This is a genomic window from Scandinavium hiltneri (genome assembly GCF_024764835.1).
GTDB classification, from domain to species: Bacteria; Pseudomonadota; Gammaproteobacteria; order Enterobacterales; family Enterobacteriaceae; genus Scandinavium; species Scandinavium hiltneri.
In genome coordinates, this window is record NZ_JALIGE010000072.1 from 18,511 (window position 1) to 40,133 (window position 21,623).

Here is a 21,623-nt window from a genome sequence, read left to right on the forward strand (position 1 = left end):
CTCAATTCAAATCGACATCTTTGCCGATAATATTGACCTGCCCACTGGCCGAAAAAACAAACTCTGTGCCGGTGATGGTTACTTTGCCATCTTTGTTCATCTTGATTGAGCTTTGGCCACAGGTCAGTTCGATCACCTCCCCTGCACTCACCTTCAGTGAGTTAACGACATCCACACTTTTGCTCATGCCAACAAATTCTGTCTGGTCGAAAGCCACGGCTGTCAGCATTTCAGCCCCCACAGTTATGTCATACATGCCCGTCACAGCCAGGGAACGAATGCCCCCCACAATCTCAGTGCTTGTCAGCAAAACTGATTCGAGTTTGTGCTTTTTTACGGTGTGAGTGTGATTTTCTACGATGGTGGTGGTCTGGTTTTTTGCCACCGTCACTGTCTGGTTACCGCCCACCCGTTCGCTGTGGTCGTTATCGACTGTGGTTGTACGGTCGTGCAGGACTTTGGTGTTCATGTCCTTCTGCGCGTGCAGAAACAGCTCTTCGCTGCCTCTGGCATCCTCAAAACGTAGCTCGTTAAACCCTTCGCCCTTGTGTGTCTTCGAACGAATTGCCATCTGCGTTTTCGTTCCCGGCAGACTCCCCGGCGGGATGTTGTTCACGTGGTAGGTTCGCCCCGTCACAATCGGCTGGTCCGGGTCACCGTGCAGGAAGTCCACCACCACCTCCTGCCCGATACGCGGGATAGCCAGCACGCCCCAGCCCTGGCCTGCCCATGGCTGTGTCACCCGTATCCAGCACGAGCTGTTGTCGTTGCTTTTCCCGTACCTGTCCCACAAAAACTGCAGGCGGATGCGGCCGTACTCGTCGCAGTAAATCTCCTCCCCGGCCGGGCCCACCACCATCGCTATCTGCGGGCCGTCCATCGCCGGTTTAGGCAACGGCGTCGGCCGCCAGGTCTGGGTGTGAGGAATGAAGCTGAAACGGTTGCTCAGGTGCGTGCCCTGCTCGCCCGCTTCCTGCTCCAGCGCCTGTGGCTGTTTGCCGGTGTGCTCAATACGCTGTATCTGCCAGGCGTGGTTCAGGTCCGGGCGCGGGTGGCGGCTCAGGCTGAACAACTGGCCCGGTTGCAGGCTGACATCGTTGCTTTGGCCCTTCCCCTGGCTGGCGTCGTTGCGCAGCGCCTCCAGCCGGTAGCGGGTAAAGTCCTGCCCGTGCTGCTCGTCCTTAAATCGACCCGGGAAATCAAAGTGTTCGTAGTCCGCGCGCTGGTTGCTCAGGTCGCTCGCTTCACGGTTAAACTGGGCCGGCCAGCGGGGATTTTTAAAGGTGTAGTCCTTCAGCTGCACCGTGGCCGGGCGCACCTGCGCGCTGCGGGTAAACGTGGTGACGCACAGCTCCTGAGCCTGGGCCGCCACGTTCGGGTTGTACGCCAGCGTGGCGCCTTTGGGCAACGAGCCGACGTCATCCGCGTAGACCACGGTGTTCTTACCCGGGCTGAACTCGAAGTAGTAAAAAATGCCCTCTTCTGCCGTCAGACGCTGGATAAAATCGAAGTCCGACTCCTGATACTGCACGCAGAATTCCCGGGCCGGATGCGGGTTGCGGAACGCAAATGCAAAGTCCGTTATCCTGTTCTCCTTCAGCAGTGTGCTGAGGATGCTCTCCACCGTCTCCATCTGGAAGATGCGGGCGTTGCGCCGCAGGCTGGTGCGCCACAGCGCCGGACGGATAACCATGCTGTAACGCGTCTGGTGAAAGCCGGTATCTCCCTGTTCAAAACTCGCCACCATCCCGGTGATGCTGCGCTGCATCACCCCTTCCCGCCAGACCATCAGCGTGGCGTTTTTATCCAGCACCGCCGCAAAATCCACCGCCGGGTCCGCACTCGCCAGTCCGACGTTCAGCACAAACGCCTCAGACAGCGCTTCACTGAGCGTGAAATCCACCACCGCGAAGGTCTGCGGCGGTAGGCCGCTGGCCGTCAGGGTGAACTGTAAACCGCTGGGCTTTTTGACCCCGGGCACCGGGGATGTGGTCTTGTCATCTGCAAACATAGGTACTCCTTACCTGAATGGCGGGCGTCAGCGGGCGGACTGCCCCTGCACCATGAGCTGGTGATATCGACTGAGCAGCGCGTTCCAGCGCTCACCGGTCTGGTTGATTAATAACGGCGACGGCGGCTGGTGCATGTCGACCGCCAGTGACAGCTGACGCAGCAACTCCTCGAGCGGCGTGGCGCGGTTAAGCTCGTTCTGCATCTGGTAAACGGCGGTTTTGAGATACGAGATGGTCAGGCTGCCATGGGCCTTTTCCTGTTCGACCAGCTTGTCTGAAAGCGCCTTCAGTTGCAGGCGGAGCTGAAAATAGCTGTCCTCTTCGGCGTTGTCGGCCCTGGCTTTCTGCAGTTGCTGCCAGCGCTGTGTCTGAGCGATTTGCAGAGGATCCTTCGGCCACAGGCTGCTGGCCTTTGCCACCACGCGGTCTGCCGTTTGCAGTGCGGCAAGAGGCGAAAGATCCTCCAGCACGCTAAGCTGTTCTGGGTAAGTGGGGAGTGTTGGTTTGCTCAGCCATAGCACTGCCGCTGTATCGGGCATCTTCACCAGCGCGTTCAGTTGCTGTTGCAGCGGCCTGACCTGGGTCATGTAAACAACCACCGCCGCCATTGCGCTGAAAAACACACCAGCCGCAAAACCGAGGATAACCGGTGAGCGTTTTGTCGCGGGTGTCGCAAAACGCACTTCCACACCCTGTCGTGCCGGGGTCTCCGGCTGATGCACCGGAACCACAGGCGGTTCCGGCTCATATTGCGGTACGGACAAATACACCAGCGTCTGCTTTGGCTGTGCGGCGGGCGCAGCGGGTTTGATGGTAGGGGCTTCCAGCCGCTTCGCCGTGTTCTGCATCAGGTACAGCAGATTTTCGATGCGGGGTACCCGGCTCAGTTCGACCTGCTGCAGCTTGTCGCACAGCAGTTGCAACGCCCGCTCCGCCCGGAAGATCATCGGCAGGTCCCGGCTTTCAAAGCTGTGCTGACGCAACTGGCTACCCACTCTGGCATTGAACCATTCGAGGATCTCCGTGCGCGCTTGCCCCTGCTGCGGCCACAGTTGATCCCACTGGTTAGCGACCATCGCCGCCAGCAGTTCACAACCTTCGGTAAACCCGGCCAGTCCCTGTTTGTGGGTACGGGCCAGGGTGTAATAGGCGGCAGTCTGCAAATCCACACCGTTGCTGCGAAACAGCGATAGCGACAGCGATTCGATTAGGCTCCAGCTCACCTCCGGCCGGGCCGGATGGTTAATTTTATTGATCTCTTCACGGATCGCCGCGAACTCAGGCCAGTCCCGGGGATCTGGGCCTGTCTGAATAATGATGTTCCCGGTAACTTCACTCATGCTTCATCGTCCTTAATAGAGCGTATCCGGCAGACTGAAGTGGCTGAACAGGCCGCCCGCAAACGGGTTGTCAGACTCATCCACATAAACGCGGTAGGTCATGTCACCGCCATCCACCCTGAAGCGCACATCAAAGCTGCTGCTGTTAACGCTGGTCAGCTCACCAGAGTTGATTAGCCTCAGTTGTGCCCACGGGCCGGTAAAGCTCAGGCTTCTTGGGGATTTATCGTTCTCATTCGGTACCAGGGTCAGCTTGCTTTCCACGCCGGTGCGCATGGAGTTTGGCCACACCAGGTGTGCCCGGTTGCTTGGGCCGTGGGCGTAATCCAGCAGTTGCCCGTCCAGGTTCAGAATGCTGCGTCGTTTGTTGCCGCTCAGGGTCACCGGCTCGAGAGCAAATTGCACGCCAGGGCCACTCTGGGTTGAGAAAAAGGTTTCCCGGATTTTCTTCGCCAGCTCGAGCTGTTCCAGTACGTCTTCCCGGATCAGGAGCTGCCCGTCGCTGTCTGCCGTCAGGTTGTTTTCAACAAACGGTTTCAGGTTGCTCTGGTAGAAGGTTTCCAGCGTGCCTTTCGGCCCGAAGAAGCGTTCGAATTCGCTGAGCGGAACATCCTCTTTCGCTTGCGGATCGAACGGATAACGCCCAGCCAGATAGGTCTGGTACTGCTTGACGATGGTGCCGTTCCATTCCACCTCCAGATAGCTGATCGCCTCTTTCATCACCACGCGCCACGCCTGATCTGCCAGATCTCCAACCCAACGATTCAGCGGCTCCGGCAGGTTCTTCGCCAGTTGCTGAACGTCAAAGATCGGGTCGCTATTGTTCTGGTCGAGCCGCAGCTGTACGGCCTTCAATGCCGCTTTGCCCGGCACCGGCGAGTTCTGAATAGCCAGCAGATAGCGGTGCAGTTCAGTCAGCTTCTGGTAAACACTTTGCAGCACGCTGCCTTTGTCGCCGTTTTCTACGAGCACGCTGGTTTCGGGGTCGAACTCGCGGTTAATACGCAGCAGTAAGGTATAGTCGGGTTGCGAAAGGAATTTCTCCCGCTCTTTCCCGGCCAGCGTGTCAGGAACGGCGGGTAAACGCGTGTTGTCACTGAGCGTCTGCAACGCGCGGCGGAACGGCTGTTCGCCGCTGATCACCTGCTCAATGGCGTTGATGGCCTGTTGCAGATCCTCAAACTCGCCTACCGACAGGTTGTTCATGGCGGCCCGCCAGGTGGCGTTGTAGTCACCGATGTACTGTTCGGTGACCTGTCGCTGGATCTCTTTGCGGTCAGCCTCGCTGTATTCAACGTTTTTGGTCAGGTTCAGCACCCAACTGTCCATCACGGTCAGTTCAATAAACTGATCGTTTTGCTTCACGAAGTAGTTTTGCAGCCCTTTGCGCGTAAGGAATGTCGGCACCGTCAGCAACTCTTCATCATTAGGCACAAACACATCGTCAAACCCTGCGCCAATCTGGTCGCGCAGATTCAGCGCGGGCGGCAGTGACTCTTGGGCTTTAATACGCAGGTTCTGGTAAACGCGCTGATAAATTGACAGTTTGCTCAGCTCGCGCTGGGCAGCATGGATGGGGTCGGCATACGGTACAAAGCTCTTGATGGCGTATTGGTCCCCCAGCTCACGGGACTGATGCCAGTCCGTGTGTTTCAGGGCGTAGTCCAGGTGGCTCATCAGTTGCTGCTGCAGCGCCCGCTGGCCATTGAATTTCTGGCTCCACAGCGTGCTCATGTACTGCTCCACCCACGGGATGTTGCGTCCGCCGCCGTCTTCCAGCATGCGCATGATGCGCAGGATTTCGAGCTTCTGCTCGCTACCCGAAGGGGCGGCATTGAGCTGTTCAAGCAGGCCGCTCATGAGGGCCGGCACAAAGCGCTGTTGCAGCAGTTGCAGATAGGTGTTTTCCACATACGGGCCAACATCGTTACCCTGATACAGCCCCATGTCCGCGAACAGGCTACGTTCCCGGTAGTCGCCATAAGCCAGCGTTGCGTCACGCACCGGGTTGAGCAGCGGGAGTTGTAGATTGCCGTAGCGATCTTCCCCTGCAGGCATATCCACCGAGAGGAAGTTTTTCGCCTGGCTTAAGACCTCCTGCCCGGCGTGGTAATTGCGCTGGTAGTAATACTGCCAGTAGCCCCACAGGGTCACCGCCACGAGCGTGCCAACGCCGGAGCAAATCAGCATGCGCTTTTGTGAACGCTGCAACCACAGGCTATTTTCCGTGGCGAGATTGGGCTCCGCCAGCAGGACTTTGCTGAACAAACTTCTGGAGAAATAAGGCGAGGTATCTGCCACCGGCCAGGTCGGAAAGGCTTGCGGTGCCAGGTGATATTGCACGGCAGCAGACTGGGTAAACACATCGTCCATTTGCCCGCGCTGCTGCGAGGACGTCAGGTACACACCGCGCAGAAGCGGGTGGCTGTGGTCACCGCTGTACAAGATCCCTTCCAGCAGTTGTAGCACCGCATCGTATAACCCCTGCATCTGGCGGGTAAAACTGAAGAGCTGGCTGCGCTGCCCGGCCTCGACGCTTTGCAGCATCATGTCCGGCATCGCGTTGTTGAGCTGAGTGATCCACTGTTGCCAGAACTGGCGTAACTCTTCACGCCAGGCGGAGGCATCCATGCTGAACGTGACGCCCAGTATCGCATCGCGCTGGGTTTTGGTCAGCGTCTGGTACATCGCACCAAAGCCAAAGAGCAGATCCATTTTGGTGAACACGACGTACAGCGGTACCTGGATGTGCAGGCTGAGTTGCACCTCCAGCAGACGCTGGTGAATGTCAGTGATGTACGTCTCGCGCTGGATTTTATTTGCGGTCAGTAACGGGTGCAGATCGACAGTCAGAATGATGCCGTTGAGCGGCTGGCGAGCACGCTCCGTCAGCAGCCACTCCAGAAGGCTCTTCCACAGGCAGCGATTGAGCAGGGCTTTGTCCGGGACATCACACACCGGCTGCTCGATACACTCCCCTGCCGGGTCAATGATAACCGCCTGCTCACCCAGCCAGCAGCGCACCCGTAGCTCTTCGGCGTTCTCCATACGGCTTTGATCCTGTGCCGTAATGTCATTGAGCTTATAGCCTTCACGAATAAACGTCGTTTTGCCGCTTTTTCTGCCGCCAATCACCATGTACCAGGGCAAGCGATACAGGTACGACGGGGTGCCGAGCTGACGGTGAAGTTGGTGCTTCCAACTGCTGAGGTAGTGGTTTTGCTGTGCCACGTCCGCACTTATCGGGTCGTCATGGTGCTTTGTCAGCTGCAGCTGCAGCTTTTCCAGATGCTGCACACGGGCCATAAATTTCACGGTCAACCAGCAGACACCCAGGAGCACGAGTAAGGCAGTCACCAGCCAGCGGCTGAGCAGCGTCTCTAAAGGATGGTATTCAGCGACTTTCCACTGGGGGCCGTAGATCCAGACCCAGGCAAGCGTGCCGCAGGCCAGCAGAAACATCACCAGCGGGATCGACGCTTTAAAGCGTGGAAGCGCGGGTTTCACGATGCGAATAAAAGACGGCAATTTCATGTGTACTACTCCTGTTCCCTGGTTATCACGGTGTTAACTGCCGTTGTTTTTCTGTCAGTAACGTCATCAATGCGGGTTCCCATTCCCTGAGTTGCAACTGTTCCCCCACCAGCATCAGGCTGTGATACTGCTGACAGGCAAGTGCCGTTAAGCCTGCTTTTTCCAACAGTTGCGCCCCCATGAGCTGGTTGTAAAAGCGCGATCGGGGTTCGTTTTGTGGCTGGCATTCCAGCCGTTGTAGCGCCGCCTCTAGCCCCTGCTGCTGATAGCAGTGCCAGATTTCGTCCTGTTCGAGCGTGCTGTTGTCCTGTGCCTCGCCTTTGTGCTGTTGCAGCCAGGCCGCCGTCTCTGGCGCGAGGAACGGTGTCATGTCAGCGAAGTGCAGCGTGCTCAGGCCGGGCAATCTGGTCAGAAAAACAGTGAGTTCTTCCTGGATGGCCTGTGCCACCGCGACGTACCCAAGCTTTACGGCAATGCGGGCGGAAAGCGCATGGCCATCCAGCCAGTAAGGCACAAGCGTGAGGCTCTGTTCCACCTGCAGCCAAAGCGGCAAATCGGCATAAGGCAGACGGGCGAGATAATCTGCAATGCGATCGCTGGAGACAGCCGCCAGCGGCGTGCGTCCGTCGCTTTGTGCCATGGGTAGTGCAATGATGGTTCCCCATACGGCATAGCGGCGCAGACGGTAACCCATCGCCACATCCGGATGGAGCTGGCAGAGGATGTCGGCCATTTTTAAAATGCTGTGACGCCATGCTTTTTCATTAGCGTTATCCACCGTCAGGCTGGGGATAACAGGTACTGGCGCATTCGCTGCTTCGCCCATCAGCGGACGTTCTTCGCCACGAGGTTCAGCTTCCATTACTTTCTCCGGCAGTCGCGCATAATGGTTGCGCAACGCGTCCACCTCTTTTGCCAGAACGGGCTCATGGGCATGCCAGAGCTGTGCCAGATGCGCCAGCAAGCTCTGGGCGAGATCCCGCTGGATGACATCCGTTTTCTGGCTGAAGCTGGTACTGGCGCTGTCGAACCGCTTGAGAATTTGCTGGGCAAAGCGGCGTTTGTGCATGACGTTGGCGGGGGCTGCGTGAGTCCAGAAATGCTCTATCCACGCGCTCAATAGTGAGATCGCCAGCAGCAGTTGCTCCGGTTCTCCGCCATGTTGCAGGGTGCGCAGTAGGTGGACCATTAGGCGGAAGTCTTTGCTTTTATGCACCAGCAGCGCGATAAGCCGCCGCTGTATGTCGTCCAGGTCCAGGGTGCTGTGCGCCAGGGATCCCAGTTTCACCATCTGGCCATCGAGGTATTCCCATTCCGGATCGTCATCCGCCAGCGCCAGTGCAACCTGCTCCGAGGTGAGCGGCGTGAGGAGTAATGCGTGCCAGGGATGTTGCGACGAGATATCCATAAACTTACCAGTGGCAGGCGTTGCGCAGAGGTTTCACAACCTCCGACAACTGCTCAATATTAAACGTCAGACGAGGAAATCCCCCTTCCACGCTCTCGATGGTCAGCGTTTTTGCGGGCATCAGACGTTTGATTTCGTCGATGCCAGCCAACCCCCGACTGGACTCCAGGAGGTAGCCGTTTTCACGTAAAAACCACTGGGCAGCGAAATGGTCTTTGTCGGCAGCGAGTCTCACCGAGCCGTCTTTAGACTGCGTGGTGATAGCAATTTGCAAACGCGTAATGTTGTCAATGCAGCTAAACATCAGCACTGGCCGTGGCGGCGGAATACCCATCGCAGGGGTAGTGATCACAACAGTGGGGTTATTGCCCGCACCCTGCGTCACCAGAAAAGCGGTTGAGTGACGGGTGCGTCCTTTTTCCTGATCCATCGCTTTATGCCAGGCCGGGCCGCTACTGGTCTGGTTAATGGCGATTTCCGTGGCAGTGGAGAGTGCCTGGTCGTAACACGCCAGCCGCACCAGTGGCGACGTTTCCTCACGACAGCGCGTCACCTTCGCCAGTTTCTGCGTGACGGTCATCTCCCGTTCAGGATCCAGAGATACCCCCTGTTCCGCTGTCGGAAGCCACTGCCCAACATGGGCAATCAGTGCGGTAATCAATAGCCATGTGCTCATACTTCACACCTGTATTTCGTCAACTTGTAAGCCAGCGTACGAGGCGCAATCCCCAGGCTTTCCGCAATGCGGTTTTTGTCTTTTCCGTAAACGCGCATGCGCTGGGTCAGGATGGCGATTTCAAAAGCTTCGACCGCTTCGGGCAGGTCATCAATTTTGCTGTAGTCGTGGGAAAGTCCTGGCAACGTACTGAATTCCTCAGCCTCATGAAGCGTGGCAAGGAGTTCATCCATTTGCTTTTCGCGCAGCTGCTGGGAGGCAAACAAGGCGCGAATCTGGCTAAGTTGTATACGGAGCTGCTCAGATTCTTGCAATTTGATCAGGCGATGCTGGAAGACGTAGCAGTAAACGCCAAAAATACCGTCGGGGTCCGCAAAGCGGGCGATCCGTTCGGCAATGATCGCAATGACCCCACAGGCTCGTCCGTGTAGATCAAACAGCGGCAAGGCGTACATCCCGCATCCCACAGGCATCTCCTGAACCAGTTCGCGAAAAATGCTATCTTCAATGCGTACGCCCTGCTGCAATGAGTCCCAGACCAGCGGCGAACCGTTGCGCAGCACCTGCACCAGCGGGTGGCTGATGTCGTCGATGTTGATGTTGATGTTCAGGTTCACCGTTTCGTAGCTGTTTTCATTGGGATGGAGATAGCAATCCAACCGTCTTTCGTTGGCATTGAACATCGCCACCATCAGGGTGCTGAAACGCAGGCGGTGGTGTTTTATCGCCAAAAAACGGTAGATCAGCTTCTCGATGGAGTTGTCATCCAGTAGCGCCAGCACGCTTTTAAGGCGCTGCCTCATGCCGCCTCCTCAACCTGTGCGGTAAACACGTTCCCCTCAACTGACAGCCTGATGCTGCGAATCGTTGAACCCGCCGCCATTTTTTGCAGCAACAGTAAAGAGACCGGAGGCAGTAAGGCACCGTCGATAATCGACTCCAGCATTCGGGCACCGTTTTCCGTACGCGTGGCGCGCAGCAGGATCTCGTCGATGACCTGCGGGTCAATCACCACGTCGGCGTTGAAACGCTGACGCAACAGGTTATCCAGTCGGTTCAGCTTGCCATGGATAATGGTTTGCAGCGTGGCCCGATCCAGCGGCAGATAGGGCACCACTTCCATACGGGCCAGCAAGGCGGGTTTGAAGAAGGCAGCCAGTTCCGGGTACAGCAACGCGTTGATTTGCTCCGGCTGCGCAGCGTTATCAACGATGGTCTGGTAGCCCAGATTGGAGGTGAGGAAAAACACCACATTTTTGCAGTCGATAATCCGGCCTTCGCCGTCTGCCAGTTCACCTTTGTCGAAAGCCTGGTAGAACAAGTTCAGCACGTCCGGGTGCGCCTTTTCCACTTCATCCAACAGCACCACGGAATAAGGCTTCTGGCGAATAGCCTCAGTCAGCACGCCACCTTCACCGTAGCCGACGTAGCCGGGCGGCGAGCCAATGAGGCGCGAAACGGTGTGTTTTTCCTGGAATTCCGACATATTGATGGTGGTGAGGTACTGGCGGCCGCCGTACAGCAGGTCGGCGATTTGCAGCACCGTTTCGGTTTTTCCCACGCCGCTTGGCCCAACCAACAGGAAAGCCCCCATCGGGCGGCCAGGCCGACGCAGGTCTGCCCGTGCGGTGAGCAGGTGTTGATGCAGGCAATGGATAGCCGTGCTCTGGCCTTTGATCTGCTGCCCCAGATAGTCCGGCAATTCCGTGACCACCGTCAGTTCGCTTTGTGAAAGACGATTCAGCGGCACGCCCGTCCACTCGGCAATCACCGCCGCAATCTGGTGTTTATCCACATGCGGCGAAACGAGCATCTGGTGCTGTTGCAATGCTTCCAGCTCAATGCCCATCTCCGCCAGTCTGGCCGTCTGTTCGTCGCTGGCGCTCTCGTCCTGCGTCAGTAACTGCGACCTGAGATCGATAATTTGCTGCACCAGGCGCTGCTGGGTTTCCCAGCTGGACTTCAATTCAGCAAGTTGCAGCTCAATGGCTTCTCGCTGCTGGCATAGTTCAATTAAACGCTCGTCCGGGCGACCGAGATTCAGCCGCTGCTCCCGCTCGAGGATCTGGATTTCCATCGCCTGCTGATGTAACTGCGTTTGCAACGCAGAAACCTGGCGAGGTGCAGAGGTCAAGTTAATTGCTACCCGCGCCGACGCAGTATCCAGCACATCAATAGCTTTATCCGGTAACTGGCGGCCAGACAGATAGCGGTCACTTAACACGGCGGAGGCCTGGAGTGCTTCGTCGTCTATCAGTACGCCGTGCGCCTGTTCATAGAGTGTGCGCAGGCCGCGCATGATGATCGTCGCCTCTTCCGCGCTCGGTTCAGAGACGTTGACCAACTGGAAGCGGCGTGAAAGCGCGGCGTCTTTTTCAACGTATTTTTTGTATTCGCCCCAGGTCGTGGCGGCGATAGTTTTCAGCTCGCCACGGGCCAGGGCGGGCTTTAATAAGTTGGAGATGTCCAGTCCACCCTGCTGGTTTCCCGCGCCTATGAGAGTGTGAGCTTCGTCGATAAACAAAATGACCGGCGTGGCGGACTGGGCGATTTCGGCCATGATGCCTTTGAAGCGTTTTTCGAATTCACCTTTCACTGCCGCACCGGCCTGTAGCGCCCCCAAATCCAGCGTCATCAGCTCGCAGTTCTGCAATTTCTGCGGCACCTCGTCCGCCACAATCCGCAGCGCCAGTCCTTCAATTAATGCACTTTTCCCTACTCCCGCCTCCCCGACGACAATCGGGTTGTTTTTGCGACGGCGGCAGAGAATATCGATCATCAGGTCGATTTCGGTGTCGCGGCACAGCACCGGGTCGAGCTTGCCGCTACGGGCCTGTTCGGTCATGTTACTGGCGTAACGTGCCAGTTGGCTTTCGCCGCCCAATGCAACCGGAGCGGTACCGTTCCCGATTTCAGCCGGAGGGATTTCGGCGGAGTCGCTGGTCCACTGCGCAAAGTTCAGCCGCAGCAGTTCGCGGTTTACGGGTGACAGCGCGCGGTTTGCGCCAGGTGTCAAATAGCGCAACGGGCTGAGCAGTAGCGTCAGGAACATTACGCCGCTGCGCAGTTGACCGTGTTCCATCTCTGTAGACGCCAGTAGCCAACTGTCCTGCAGCCATTCCACTAGCAGGGGTGAAAAACTCGGGTACGCCTGCGTCACTGTCTGGTAGCTGGCGATGCGCTGATCGAGCAAATCCTGTAACTCATCGAGCTCAACTCCGGCATGGTTCAGTATCAGTCGCACGTCGCTCAACGGGGTAGCGATCATCTGGCGTAACACCTGAGAGACGGTAATTTCCGCTTCCTGCTGGCTTACGCAATGGGCCGCAGCGGCCTCCAGCGCATGGCGGGCAATCGGGTGCAGGCGGTTTACCAGAACAGGCAAATCAATCTGGATCATTTTGGGCTTTCCTTGCTCAATAAGTTGTTGAGTTGCTGCAATATATCCTGGCTCTGGGCATGCAGATTGAGGGCGTAAAACAGGTAAATCACCACCAGCAGCCCCACCCCGCCCCACAGAACATGTTTGATGGACAGTCGCCTGATCAGTTGGTAGTGCCCACCTAAACGCCCCGGCTTTTGGTGCAGCACGGTGGCAGGCGCATCTCCCCGCAGCGGGTGGAGTTGGTGGTGCAGACGACTAAACAGGCGTTCAAATTCATCGCTGTTTCGCAGGGCTACTTTGTAGCGCCCGCGGTAACCCAGGCAGAAACAGAGGTACATAAATTCCAGCAGATCCTGGTAGCGCTTCGGCTCCCCCATTAAGCGCTCCAGCAGGACGTAGACTTTCTCGCCACCCCAGGTTTCGTTGTGGAAATGCACCAGCAACGATTGCTGCAGCCAATCGTTCTGCGAGTTCCAGCCGTGACCCAGTGCGGTTTCATCAATAAAGGTACAGAGCACATAGCGAAACGAGACGATGGCCCCCGGCTCGTAGCCTTTGGTTTGCAGGAACTGTTCGGTGGCGCGAATATCCGCCACCACCTGCTGATAAAGCTTGTCCGGCAACGGCTGGTTTTCCATCTCTTTAAGGCGCAACACCATGCCAAGCAACGGCGTGGCGGCATCGACCATCGCATTCAGGCTTTCGCCACGCAGCGGGAGTTGGTATTGCCGGTAAGAGGCAACCGTATCCGGGGCCGCAAACAGCAGGTCGTGAGTGACCGCATCCGTTTTCATTAGCTACTCCTGATGGCCCAAAACTGCATGTCCAGTTCAGGGAACTCGCCTGAGACGTGGAAAGCGATAGCGTTGCTTTGCTGGATCTCTTTCCAGGCTGCACTCTGCCTGTCGAGCATGAAATAGGTGTAGCCAGAGTGGTAAGGCAGCTGGCGTGGGGCCGCAGAAAGCGCCACCAACGGCACTCCGGGGAGCTGCACGCTGACCAGCTCACGGATTTTCTCAAGCGTAGTGATTTTAGTTTGCTGCACAAACTGACGGCGGAGCTGCTCTTGAGGGATCTGCGCTCGCACAGCGAGCACGAAATCGGCGCTGCGCAGGAGATCCCGGTCGTTGATCGTCGCCACGCGAATACCATGCGCTTGCATATGCAGCTGGATGGACACCGCTCGCGGCGTCAGGACAGTGCTCAGCACCTGGCGCAGCGCCTGGAACAGCGGCTGGAAGGTATCGGTGAGATTATCGTGGTTATAAACCGGGAAGACTCCCGCTATGCGCGCCTCATCGGTAAAGGTTCGCAGCTCACCGCAAGTCTGCACCAATTGGCAATAGAAATGCTGTGGATGTAGAACCGTCTGATGCGCCAGATGGGTAAACAGCGGTTGCATCCGGTTAAAGACCTGCAGCATCATAAATTCGGCGACATCGGCAATGCCCTGCTGGCCTGGGGAGCCGATGCGTTTAGCCAGCAGACGGGCCCGCTCGACCAAGGTCCCCTCCACTTCATCCATAAAGCTTTTGAGCGAGACGGAGACATTGAGCGTAGTGCAGGTCGGAATAAATTCTTCATCCAGGATCAACGCGCCGTCCGGGCGTTTTTCTTTGATACGGCACAACGGCAGCGCGGAGTACGCACTGAGATCTTCGGACCCCTGCATCAGACGCGGGGTAAGTTGCGCCAGCACTAATTGACTGACATCGCCCCCGTCAGTATGCAGATCCCGTACATCATCAAGATGCTCGCGGTAGCGAATAGTGCTCTGAGTCTGCCCCTGCTGGCCGACGACTTCGTTGATGGTGTCGTTGAGCATCGGCAGCGCCAGGTAGATATCCCGGCTGGCGGTGTCGTTACAGTTAAACACGTCCAACGGTTTCGGACAGTTGTCCTGATAAGGCATCTCAAAAATGGAGCCGTCAGGCATGCTGCCGCTGGCGGCACTCACCCCAATGCGTCCGAGTTTTAACAACTCCTGGTTGATGGCCAGCGAGTGGAAACCGTAGCCATAGCTGTTTATCGTGGTGAAACGCTGATGCAGCTGATAGTCATTGTGCCGCTGCTGTTGCTGAAAGTGCTGGGGTTTGATAAACAACCCTTCGCGCCAGATCACCCTGTTTTTCGTTGGCATACTTATTCTTCCTCTTCCCTTAGCTCGATCTCGTTAGCCCTGATGTGGATCAAAATCTGGTAGTGCTGCCCGATGCTTTTGATTTTTATAGCCTTCTTCCACTCGCTGTGTTCCGCATCGGCAAACCAGGCCACCACGCCGATGTAGCGGGTTTTCTCTTCAAGCGTGATGGGGGACAGTGCTTTGTACTGGTCCGCCAGAAGGGTGTATTCCTGGTGGTCAAGGTAGTTTTTGCCGAGGGTCTTCTCCAGCGTGTCGGGGGTGAGCTGGTCGTGATCCGCCGCAAGCAGCTTCGAGTCTTCGCTCAGGTAGATGACGGCGAATTCAACGGATGTGGCCTCCCCCTCTGTATTCGGATTGGTGTCAGGTTCGGCCAGCAACACCATTCTCACGGTGGAAGGTTGTTCGGCTGGCACCCCAACAGGGACATCTGGATCCATAATCACTTCGCCGACTTTTTTTACCGCTTTCCATGCACTGCACCCCGTCAGTAATAACGCCAGGCACAGCACCGAAAGCAGGCGGTAGTTTCTGGTGTGTTTTATCATTCGCTGTCTTTCATCCCCTGACGCAGAGCCTGGTCATAGGCCTGGGCGTAGACTTCGCCAAACAGTTTTTCAAACCCCTGCTGGCGGCTGGAGGACAACTCCTGGTAGTAGTTTTTGTACATTTCCCACGCCCAGGCAGAGTCTCGTTCCTGGCGTTCGTTGCTGCGTAGATAGTGGGTAAAGCGCGTCAGTAAACGCTCCGGCGAGAATGCATCCAGCATGGTGTTGAGCGCCTGAGTGATAGCTTGCTGATTAGCCTGATGGTGCAACCGTAGATTGTGTAGGCTCTCTGCTACCGCTGCAGGGGCCGCCAGGTGAACCGGACTTTTGCCATCTGCAAACAGCAGGCTTAGCGTGGTGTCGTAGTCCATATTCAGCCGCAGCGGATTGTCTTCCAGCGGCCGCAGATGTTTGTCCCGCAGGCCGTGCTGGCTACGCTGAAGGGCAAGTAGCCCTTCAATTGTCGCTTTGAGCGTTTTTCCAGCTTCTTCCAGGAAGTCATTTGCATCCTGGCTATTACGGATCGGCAACTGCGCATCAAACCCGCGCATCAATGGGGTAATTGCCACATGAAGCGGAGCAAGTTTGTGGTCCGGTTCGCTGTTCTGGACCGCACGGTATGGCGTGATATGGGGGAGGTCGACATACTCCTGTTCCATCGCTGTGCTGCTATCCGAGAGCGGGGAGGCAGCAAGCGGGCTGCGGTACCTACCCTGATGCAGGAGCTGGTCGATATCCGAACTCACCGTTAAGTTGTTCCGGGTGGTCAGGCTTTCGGTTTCCAGCACCCTCAGGGGATCGCTGCTGAAACCGTTAACCACGGTAGAAGCCAGACGGGCTTCCTGCTGGCTGACGACGACACGCGACTCCCCGCCTTCCATCATCGCTTCCAGTGGGTTGTTATAGTTAGATACCAGAGAGTCCGGCGATACGGTGAGCGGGTCGACCGCCCCGGCGTCTGAATACGCGATACGGCATTTGAACGTTAAGGTGCTAAGGGCGATTTCATCTCCCTGTTGCAGTAGCACGAAACCTGATTTCACCGTCAGCACGGACTGGTTAATGGTGATCGCATCGTTTAATACCCGCAGGCAGAAAGCGCCGTCACGCCATTCTATGGCGAACGCCGAGGCATGGACGCTGCCGCTCTGATCCTGAATCGACCAGGGATGGCTAACGTCGCTCCCAACCGTGCCGCCCTGTAAGTGAAACAAGTGGCTTGCCTGCTTGCCGCTTTCCAGTTTGTCGCTGTTGATGACCCGTAATGACAGCGTTGGCTGCTGTTTATCCATGTGTTACTGAATCCTTATTGTTATTCCATCACGCTAATGGTGACGTGCGGCTTCGCTTCGGGCTGTCCCAGAAAACTGGTCCAGCCCAGCAGGTTGTTCTGCTCTGTGCCCAGCACCATGCCGCTTACCTGCTTTTCTGCCAGCCCCAGACGTAATTCCCACGCAAACTGGTCACGCATAATGAAAGCCACGAACATCACCAGCGGCGCATAGTTGGCTCCATCAGGTAAAAACGATAAAAACTGCTCGCGGGTCAGTTTGTTAATGCACAGTAGGAACTTGCCGCTACGGTCTGCCACCCTGGCACCAATAGAGAAATTGACGCCCATCACCGACTTTTCCTGATACTTATTACCACGCACCCGCACCCTGCTACCCAACCGGTTCTGCTGTTCCGGGGCAATGCTGACCTTGCGCAACTGCCAGCTGTGAAGCGTGACGTCCTCGAGGTTGAAGCAGTGGGAAACCAGACTGCAAATCACCTCCGGAGCTCGCCCCGGGCTTGCCAACAGGCCAGCATAGGCGAGCATTTTTTCGTGGTTAATTTGCAACTTGTTGCGGATTGCCGTGCTGCCCAGCCCCACCAAGGCAAACATCCGCTGGGAGAAGGGGTCGTTTCCATTGTCGAAGCAAATGTAGTAGCGGTACTTGCGCCAGATCTGATGCAGCAGCGTCAGCAGGCGGTGGTTGAATACGTTCATGAAATCCGTCAGCCGGTTTTCGTTTTGCGCATCCTCCCAGGCCAGCGAGTCCAGGTAATATCCCGGCAGCGGCGACTGGCTGCCATGCAGCCCAAGGAACGAGACCTCCAACTCAAACTGGTTACGCGCCGAGGTGTGCAACGCAATGATGTCGCGAGTGGGGAAAGCCAGGCTCGCGGAGGATTTAAAACGAATCGCCTCCTGCCCCGGGTCTTGGGCATGGGAGGGTTTTTCCCACGCTACCGCCAATTGGTGGAGAAGCTCGACCAACTGAAAGAAGTTGTAACGTGTTACATCCAGCCCCGCGGCGAGCGGAGTCCCCTGCTCCAGCCCTACATCAGTGCGTGCTGCCCCGTTTGTACTGGCCATTCGTAACATTCCTGATTATCAAGATTGGTAACTTTTAAGAGATGGAACGCATTGACGCTGGCGTAGAGCGAGAAGAAATGTGCCAACACTGTGCTGAAGAGATAAAGTTCCCCCTCCGAGTTGAATGCACTTTGCTCCAGCCACAACGTGGTCTGTAATCCCCTGACGGGCAGCCCACGGAACAGGCGGTCAATGGGTTGTGTTTCGATGCGCTCAATGGCGTCCAGCCTCCGTTGTGAAGCCCTGGCAGACTGCCGGTTGTGCATACTCGGAAAATCATAAGTATGCAAAATCTGCTTCAGGGCATCTTTATCCAGCAACGACATGTAATTCAGAGACATATTGGAGAGCAGCGACCAGTGCAGGCTGCCGTCTACCACTGGGTAGAGCGGCACCGAGGGCCGGGTAATATTGCGAAAAGTGGCAAACGATGGGCTGCCTTTTGTTATCTGGTTGATATCCCCCACCCGAAGCAGCAAAGGCAATTCCCGGTTGGTACACGTCAGACCAATAGAGATGTTTTCGCCCTTCATCACCACGCTGGATTCGTCGCTGCGTACGAAGGAAATAAAGTGATCAAATCCTTTATGGAACAAACCGTTCTTGACCCGCAATCGATAGTAGAGCGCGTCCCGTGACTGGGTATGTTCAACCTGATGGTGGAAGCTTTCAAAAGAGGTAAATGATCTCCCCCGCCCGCTTGAGTGCCCCGGCATGCCGCCGGTTTCATCCAGCCAGCTGTCTACGCTATCCACGGAGAAAATATCGAAGTGATCCGCATTGGGATAACTGACGCGCAGTGGGTATTCCGCTTGAGTTCCGTCCAGCACAATGGCTTCACTGTCATGCTCGAAGAGGTTCACCGCTGGCGTGCAGTTCAGGCGTAGCGTGGTCGAACGGACTTTTACCTCAGGCGGCAGCGCCTGCGAGAAATAGAAATTCAGCGTAAATTCACGGGCATTAAGCTGTGGTGGTAAATCAACGACACCCGTCACATCAAAGAAGAGGAAGCCTTCCGGAAAGCAAAAATACTCCTGAAGGATGCGATAGCCCATATAGGCGTTTTTGGTGTACGGCAATAGCGCGTCTTCACGCGCAAAGCCCACCGGCGTAAAATCAAAGTCGGGCATTGGGATAATGGCGCCATTCACGACTAATTCTGCTCGTTCGAAGTAATGGCTGATCCAGAAATAAAGCTGGGTACTGGTGTAATAATCTTCGCTCAAATAAAAGCGCAGTTTGCCCAACTGCAGATCCTGCATATTCAGTTCAGCTTTCGAGGCAAAATCGACGCGCAGTATTCCGTGCTCATTGCTGTTGTTGGCCGAAATATTACTGATAGCCATCGGGAACAGCCAGAGATCGCGGCACAGCCTGAAGGTACACTGCAGCCCGCGAGCATCCGTATCTTCTTGTGGAACGACCGGCACGCTCAGCACCTTAATACCACGGTTTATCAGCGTGGCCTGGGTAACCACGTTGTCGTCCGGCGTATATTCGATAATCGTCATGCTGGGAATGGGCCGTAAATAGTTTGGCCAGAGCATGTTTAGTAAGCCGTGGGTTAGTTCCGGGAACTGGTCATCAATTTTCTCACGCAGGTTGCCCGTTAAAAAAGCAAAGCCTTCCAGCAGACGCTCAACGTCCGGATCTGAACCCTGCTCAGATAAAAAAGCGGCGAGATGAGGCCGCTCGACGGCAGCATCACGGCCTAGTTGCCGGAGGTAATCCAGCTCATCCCTGAAATATTTTTCGAACGACATTAGACATCCTGGCTAAAGCAGTAACGACGGTTGTTGTCCAACTGGATATTAAATTCGACCACATCACCAATATTGTCGAAATCGACGCAGGCGCTGATATGGAAGCTGAGCAGCAGCGGGTCCGCATCGCTGATTAACGACTCAACCGTAACGGCGGAAATGCGCGGTTCAAAACCCTCAATGCACTCTTTAATAGCCCGTTCGATGCTGGTTCTGAAATCGGAGGTGGTTGCTGTAGCATCGTTAAAATCAACTACGCCAAGACCGATAGCGCTCTGGCACCCTCCGGGCCGCGAGTTCAGAACTTCATTTAAATGCTGCTGGATAGAGCGTATCAACCCGGAAAGGCGGCTACGGGAGGAAGGTCGTCCCTCCCCCTGTATGCGCTCAAACAAGCTGGCAGAACTCCCTCTAGCCCAGTTAAGTAGCGCAGCCATACCTTGTTATTCCTTATCCAGGCGGCCAACCAATGACAACTCGAAGCTCGCCCCCATGTATTTGAAGTGCGGACGAACCTGCATCGCCACTTGGTACCACCCCGGATCCCCTTCAACTTCCAGCACCTGAATTTGCGCGGAACGTAAAGGACGACGGCTGCGAACATCTGTCGGCGGGTTTTCCTGGTCGGCGATATATTGCTTCAGCCAGTTGTTCAACTCACGTTCCAGATCCTGACGCTCTTTCCAGGAGCCAATCTGCTCACGCTGCAACACTTTGATGTAGTGTGCCAGGCGGTTGATGATGAACATATACGGCAACTGGGTGCCCAGCTTGTAGTTGGTTTCCGCCATTTTCCCTTCTCGGGTATTGGGAAAGACCTTAGGTTTCTGCACTGAGTTGGCCGAGAAGAATGCCGCGTTGTCACTGCCTTTGCGCATCGTCAACGTGATAAATCCCTCTTCGGCGAGTTCAAACTCGCGGCGGTCGGTGATCAGCACTTCCGTGGGGATTTTGGCCTGAATCTGTCCCATGGCTTCATAGAGATGGACCGGCAGATCGTGCACCGCACCGCCACTTTGCGGACCGATGATATTCGGGCACCAGCGGTATTTGGCGAAGCTGTCTGTCAAGCATGAAGCAAGCAAGAAGGCGGTGTTGCCCCACAAGAAATGCTCATGGTTTTTGCTGACATCTTCGTAATAATTGAAATTTTTGATCGGGTTTTCAACCGTGGAATACGGTAACCGCAGCAGGAAGCGCGGCGTGGTTAACCCCAGGTAACGGGAGTCTTCTGACTCACGCAAAGCTCGCCACTTAGTGTGCACCGGGCCTTCAAAAACCGAGCGCATATCCTTGATGGCTGGGAGCTCGGTAAAGCTCTCAATGCCGAAGAAATCGGGTGCAACGCTGGACAGGAACGGTGAATGCGCCATGGCCCCGACTGCGCTGACATACTGCAATAGCTTCATGTCCGGTGAAGTATTGCTAAAGGCGTAATTCCCGATGATGGCCGCCGTTGGCTCGCCACCAAACTGGCCGTAACCGGAGGAGTAAACGTGCTTGTAGAAGCCGGACTGGATGATTTCAGGTGAAAATTCAAAGTCTTCCAGCAGCTCGGCTTTCGTCGCGTGCATGATGTTAATTTTGATGTTTTCACGGAAATCTGTGCGCTCAACCAGCAGCTTCAGCGAGCGCCAGGATGATTCGATTTCACGGAAGACCGGCGCGTGAAGGATTTCATCCATCTGCACGCTGAGCTTTTTGTCCAGCTCAACGATCATCCGGTCAACCAGAATCTTATTGATGGGCTCTTCGTTGACGCCAGTATCGAGAATGCTGGCAATAAAGGCCGCAACGCCCTGCTTCGCCACGTCGTAACCGTCGTTGCCCGGCATCAGACGGGTTTGAGACATTATCTCGTCGAGGAGATACGTTGGGCTGGTCTGCCCCTGAACGAAAACTGAATCTTCTTGTAAAGACATACGTTGAATTCCCTTTATCACGCACAATTATTTTTGATTAAGCATGTCCAACTCTTTGAGCAACTGCTCACGCAACGCTTCATTACCTAACAAATCCTGTAGACGCGAACGGAACGCAGGAATATTGCCCAGCGGCCCTTTCAGGGCCACCAGCGCTTCGCGCAGTTCGAGGATTTTTTTTAGTTCTGGCACTTTCTTCGCCACGTTATCCGGGGAAAAGTCATCAAGAGAATTAACGGCTAGAGTGATGGGCATCTCTTCTTTGCTGTCACCGTCCAGGTGGTTAGAGACATTGAACGCCAGGCTGATATTGGCTTCGTTCATCACAGCGTTGAAGTTGTTTTTATTAATCGATACAACCTGACGCTCTTCAATAGGAGTATCTTCTCGAACGCCTTTAAGATCGCCCACTACCAATAAATTTAGAGGTAATTCAATTTCTGCGATCTGGTCGCCAGTATTGGGTACATATTTGATGTTTATCCTTTCTTTCGGAGCAACACTACTCTGATTACTCTTACTCATAATTCGTC

The 21,623-nt window shown here is 55.8% G+C and carries 16 protein-coding genes; all 16 read right to left on the bottom strand.

The genetic code is table 11. The features are described 5' to 3' along the window. Nucleotide 1: 1 nt before the first annotated feature. The 16 genes from MUU47_RS08960 to tssB are packed head-to-tail and all read right to left on the bottom strand — an operon-like array spanning nt 2 to nt 21,615. Entirely contained in the window at nt 2-2,011 is a 2,010-nt protein-coding gene (locus MUU47_RS08960) for a type VI secretion system Vgr family protein (RefSeq protein ID WP_258987828.1), read from the bottom strand. A gap of 27 nt (nt 2,012-2,038) precedes the next feature. Next, entirely contained in the window at nt 2,039-3,352 is a 1,314-nt protein-coding gene (locus MUU47_RS08965; protein WP_258987829.1) for a VasL domain-containing protein, read from the bottom strand. Nucleotides 3,353-3,364: 12 nt separating this feature from the next. Beyond that, complete coding sequence (gene tssM, locus MUU47_RS08970) at nt 3,365-6,886, bottom strand: type VI secretion system membrane subunit TssM (RefSeq protein WP_258987830.1); 3,522 nt, start codon at nt 6,884-6,886, stop codon at nt 3,365-3,367. 25 nt (nt 6,887-6,911) lie between these two features. After that, on the bottom strand, nt 6,912-8,294 hold the full coding sequence (tssA, locus tag MUU47_RS08975) for a type VI secretion system protein TssA (RefSeq protein ID WP_258987832.1): 1,383 nt from the start codon (nt 8,292-8,294) through the stop codon (nt 6,912-6,914). Nucleotides 8,295-8,298: 4 nt separating this feature from the next. Next, nucleotides 8,299-8,970 (bottom strand): type VI secretion system-associated protein VasI, encoded by a 672-nt coding sequence (gene vasI, locus MUU47_RS08980; RefSeq protein WP_258987833.1) that lies wholly within the window; start codon nt 8,968-8,970, stop codon nt 8,299-8,301. Next, nucleotides 8,967-9,773 (bottom strand): helix-turn-helix domain-containing protein, encoded by an 807-nt coding sequence (locus MUU47_RS08985; protein WP_258987834.1) that lies wholly within the window; start codon nt 9,771-9,773, stop codon nt 8,967-8,969. The genes vasI and MUU47_RS08985 overlap by 4 nt, the downstream gene beginning before the upstream one ends. Further along, nucleotides 9,770-12,370, bottom strand: coding sequence for a type VI secretion system ATPase TssH (gene tssH, locus MUU47_RS08990; RefSeq protein ID WP_258987835.1), 2,601 nt, complete (start codon nt 12,368-12,370; stop codon nt 9,770-9,772). The genes MUU47_RS08985 and tssH overlap by 4 nt, the downstream gene beginning before the upstream one ends. Continuing rightward, nucleotides 12,367-13,149, bottom strand: coding sequence for a type IVB secretion system protein IcmH/DotU (icmH, locus tag MUU47_RS08995; RefSeq protein WP_258987836.1), 783 nt, complete (start codon nt 13,147-13,149; stop codon nt 12,367-12,369). Before icmH ends, tssH begins: the two co-directional genes overlap by 4 nt. Continuing rightward, a complete protein-coding gene (gene tssK, locus MUU47_RS09000; RefSeq protein ID WP_258987837.1) occupies nt 13,149-14,495 on the bottom strand; it encodes a type VI secretion system baseplate subunit TssK in 1,347 nt (448 codons plus the stop codon). Before tssK ends, icmH begins: the two co-directional genes overlap by 1 nt. 2 nt (nt 14,496-14,497) lie before the next feature. Next, the gene (gene tssJ / locus MUU47_RS09005) at nt 14,498-15,040 is read right to left on the bottom strand and encodes a type VI secretion system lipoprotein TssJ (protein WP_374684745.1); all 543 of its coding nucleotides are present in this window, start codon (nt 15,038-15,040) and stop codon (nt 14,498-14,500) included. After that, nucleotides 15,040-16,335 carry a type VI secretion system-associated FHA domain protein TagH gene (gene tagH, locus MUU47_RS09010; RefSeq protein ID WP_258987839.1) on the bottom strand — a complete coding sequence of 432 codons (1,296 nt, stop codon included), beginning with the start codon at nt 16,333-16,335 and terminating at the stop codon, nt 15,040-15,042. Before tagH ends, tssJ begins: the two co-directional genes overlap by 1 nt. A gap of 20 nt (nt 16,336-16,355) precedes the next feature. Next, nucleotides 16,356-17,405, bottom strand: coding sequence for a type VI secretion system baseplate subunit TssG (gene tssG / locus MUU47_RS09015; protein WP_258987841.1), 1,050 nt, complete (start codon nt 17,403-17,405; stop codon nt 16,356-16,358). Further along, nucleotides 17,369-19,168 carry a type VI secretion system baseplate subunit TssF gene (tssF, locus tag MUU47_RS09020; RefSeq protein ID WP_258987842.1) on the bottom strand — a complete coding sequence of 600 codons (1,800 nt, stop codon included), beginning with the start codon at nt 19,166-19,168 and terminating at the stop codon, nt 17,369-17,371. Before tssF ends, tssG begins: the two co-directional genes overlap by 37 nt. Beyond that, the gene (tssE, locus tag MUU47_RS09025; RefSeq protein ID WP_258987843.1) at nt 19,168-19,605 is read right to left on the bottom strand and encodes a type VI secretion system baseplate subunit TssE; all 438 of its coding nucleotides are present in this window, start codon (nt 19,603-19,605) and stop codon (nt 19,168-19,170) included. Before tssE ends, tssF begins: the two co-directional genes overlap by 1 nt. A gap of 6 nt (nt 19,606-19,611) precedes the next feature. Continuing rightward, nucleotides 19,612-21,090 carry a type VI secretion system contractile sheath large subunit gene (tssC, locus tag MUU47_RS09030; RefSeq protein WP_258987844.1) on the bottom strand — a complete coding sequence of 493 codons (1,479 nt, stop codon included), beginning with the start codon at nt 21,088-21,090 and terminating at the stop codon, nt 19,612-19,614. A gap of 27 nt (nt 21,091-21,117) precedes the next feature. Further along, nucleotides 21,118-21,615, bottom strand: a complete 498-nt coding sequence (gene tssB, locus MUU47_RS09035) for a type VI secretion system contractile sheath small subunit (RefSeq protein ID WP_258987845.1) — start codon at nt 21,613-21,615, stop codon at nt 21,118-21,120. Nucleotides 21,616-21,623 lie beyond the last annotated feature (8 nt).

Excerpts from the sequence above, each read along its gene's own strand:
- MUU47_RS08960 (WP_258987828.1), bottom strand. The coding sequence starts at position 2,011 with ATGTTTGCAGATGACAAGACCACATCCCCGGTGCCCGGGGTCAAAAAG.
- MUU47_RS08965 (WP_258987829.1), bottom strand. The coding sequence starts at position 3,352 with ATGAGTGAAGTTACCGGGAACATCATTATTCAGACAGGCCCAGATCCC.
- tssM (WP_258987830.1), bottom strand. The coding sequence starts at position 6,886 with ATGAAATTGCCGTCTTTTATTCGCATCGTGAAACCCGCGCTTCCACGC.
- tssA (WP_258987832.1), bottom strand. The coding sequence starts at position 8,294 with ATGGATATCTCGTCGCAACATCCCTGGCACGCATTACTCCTCACGCCG.
- vasI (WP_258987833.1), bottom strand. The coding sequence starts at position 8,970 with ATGAGCACATGGCTATTGATTACCGCACTGATTGCCCATGTTGGGCAG.
- MUU47_RS08985 (WP_258987834.1), bottom strand. The coding sequence starts at position 9,773 with ATGAGGCAGCGCCTTAAAAGCGTGCTGGCGCTACTGGATGACAACTCC.
- tssH (WP_258987835.1), bottom strand. The coding sequence starts at position 12,370 with ATGATCCAGATTGATTTGCCTGTTCTGGTAAACCGCCTGCACCCGATT.
- icmH (WP_258987836.1), bottom strand. The coding sequence starts at position 13,149 with ATGAAAACGGATGCGGTCACTCACGACCTGCTGTTTGCGGCCCCGGAT.
- tssK (WP_258987837.1), bottom strand. The coding sequence starts at position 14,495 with ATGCCAACGAAAAACAGGGTGATCTGGCGCGAAGGGTTGTTTATCAAA.
- tagH (WP_258987839.1), bottom strand. The coding sequence starts at position 16,335 with ATGGATAAACAGCAGCCAACGCTGTCATTACGGGTCATCAACAGCGAC.
- tssG (WP_258987841.1), bottom strand. The coding sequence starts at position 17,405 with ATGGCCAGTACAAACGGGGCAGCACGCACTGATGTAGGGCTGGAGCAG.
- tssF (WP_258987842.1), bottom strand. The coding sequence starts at position 19,168 with ATGTCGTTCGAAAAATATTTCAGGGATGAGCTGGATTACCTCCGGCAA.
- tssE (WP_258987843.1), bottom strand. The coding sequence starts at position 19,605 with ATGGCTGCGCTACTTAACTGGGCTAGAGGGAGTTCTGCCAGCTTGTTT.
- tssC (WP_258987844.1), bottom strand. The coding sequence starts at position 21,090 with ATGTCTTTACAAGAAGATTCAGTTTTCGTTCAGGGGCAGACCAGCCCA.
- tssB (WP_258987845.1), bottom strand. The coding sequence starts at position 21,615 with ATGAGTAAGAGTAATCAGAGTAGTGTTGCTCCGAAAGAAAGGATAAAC.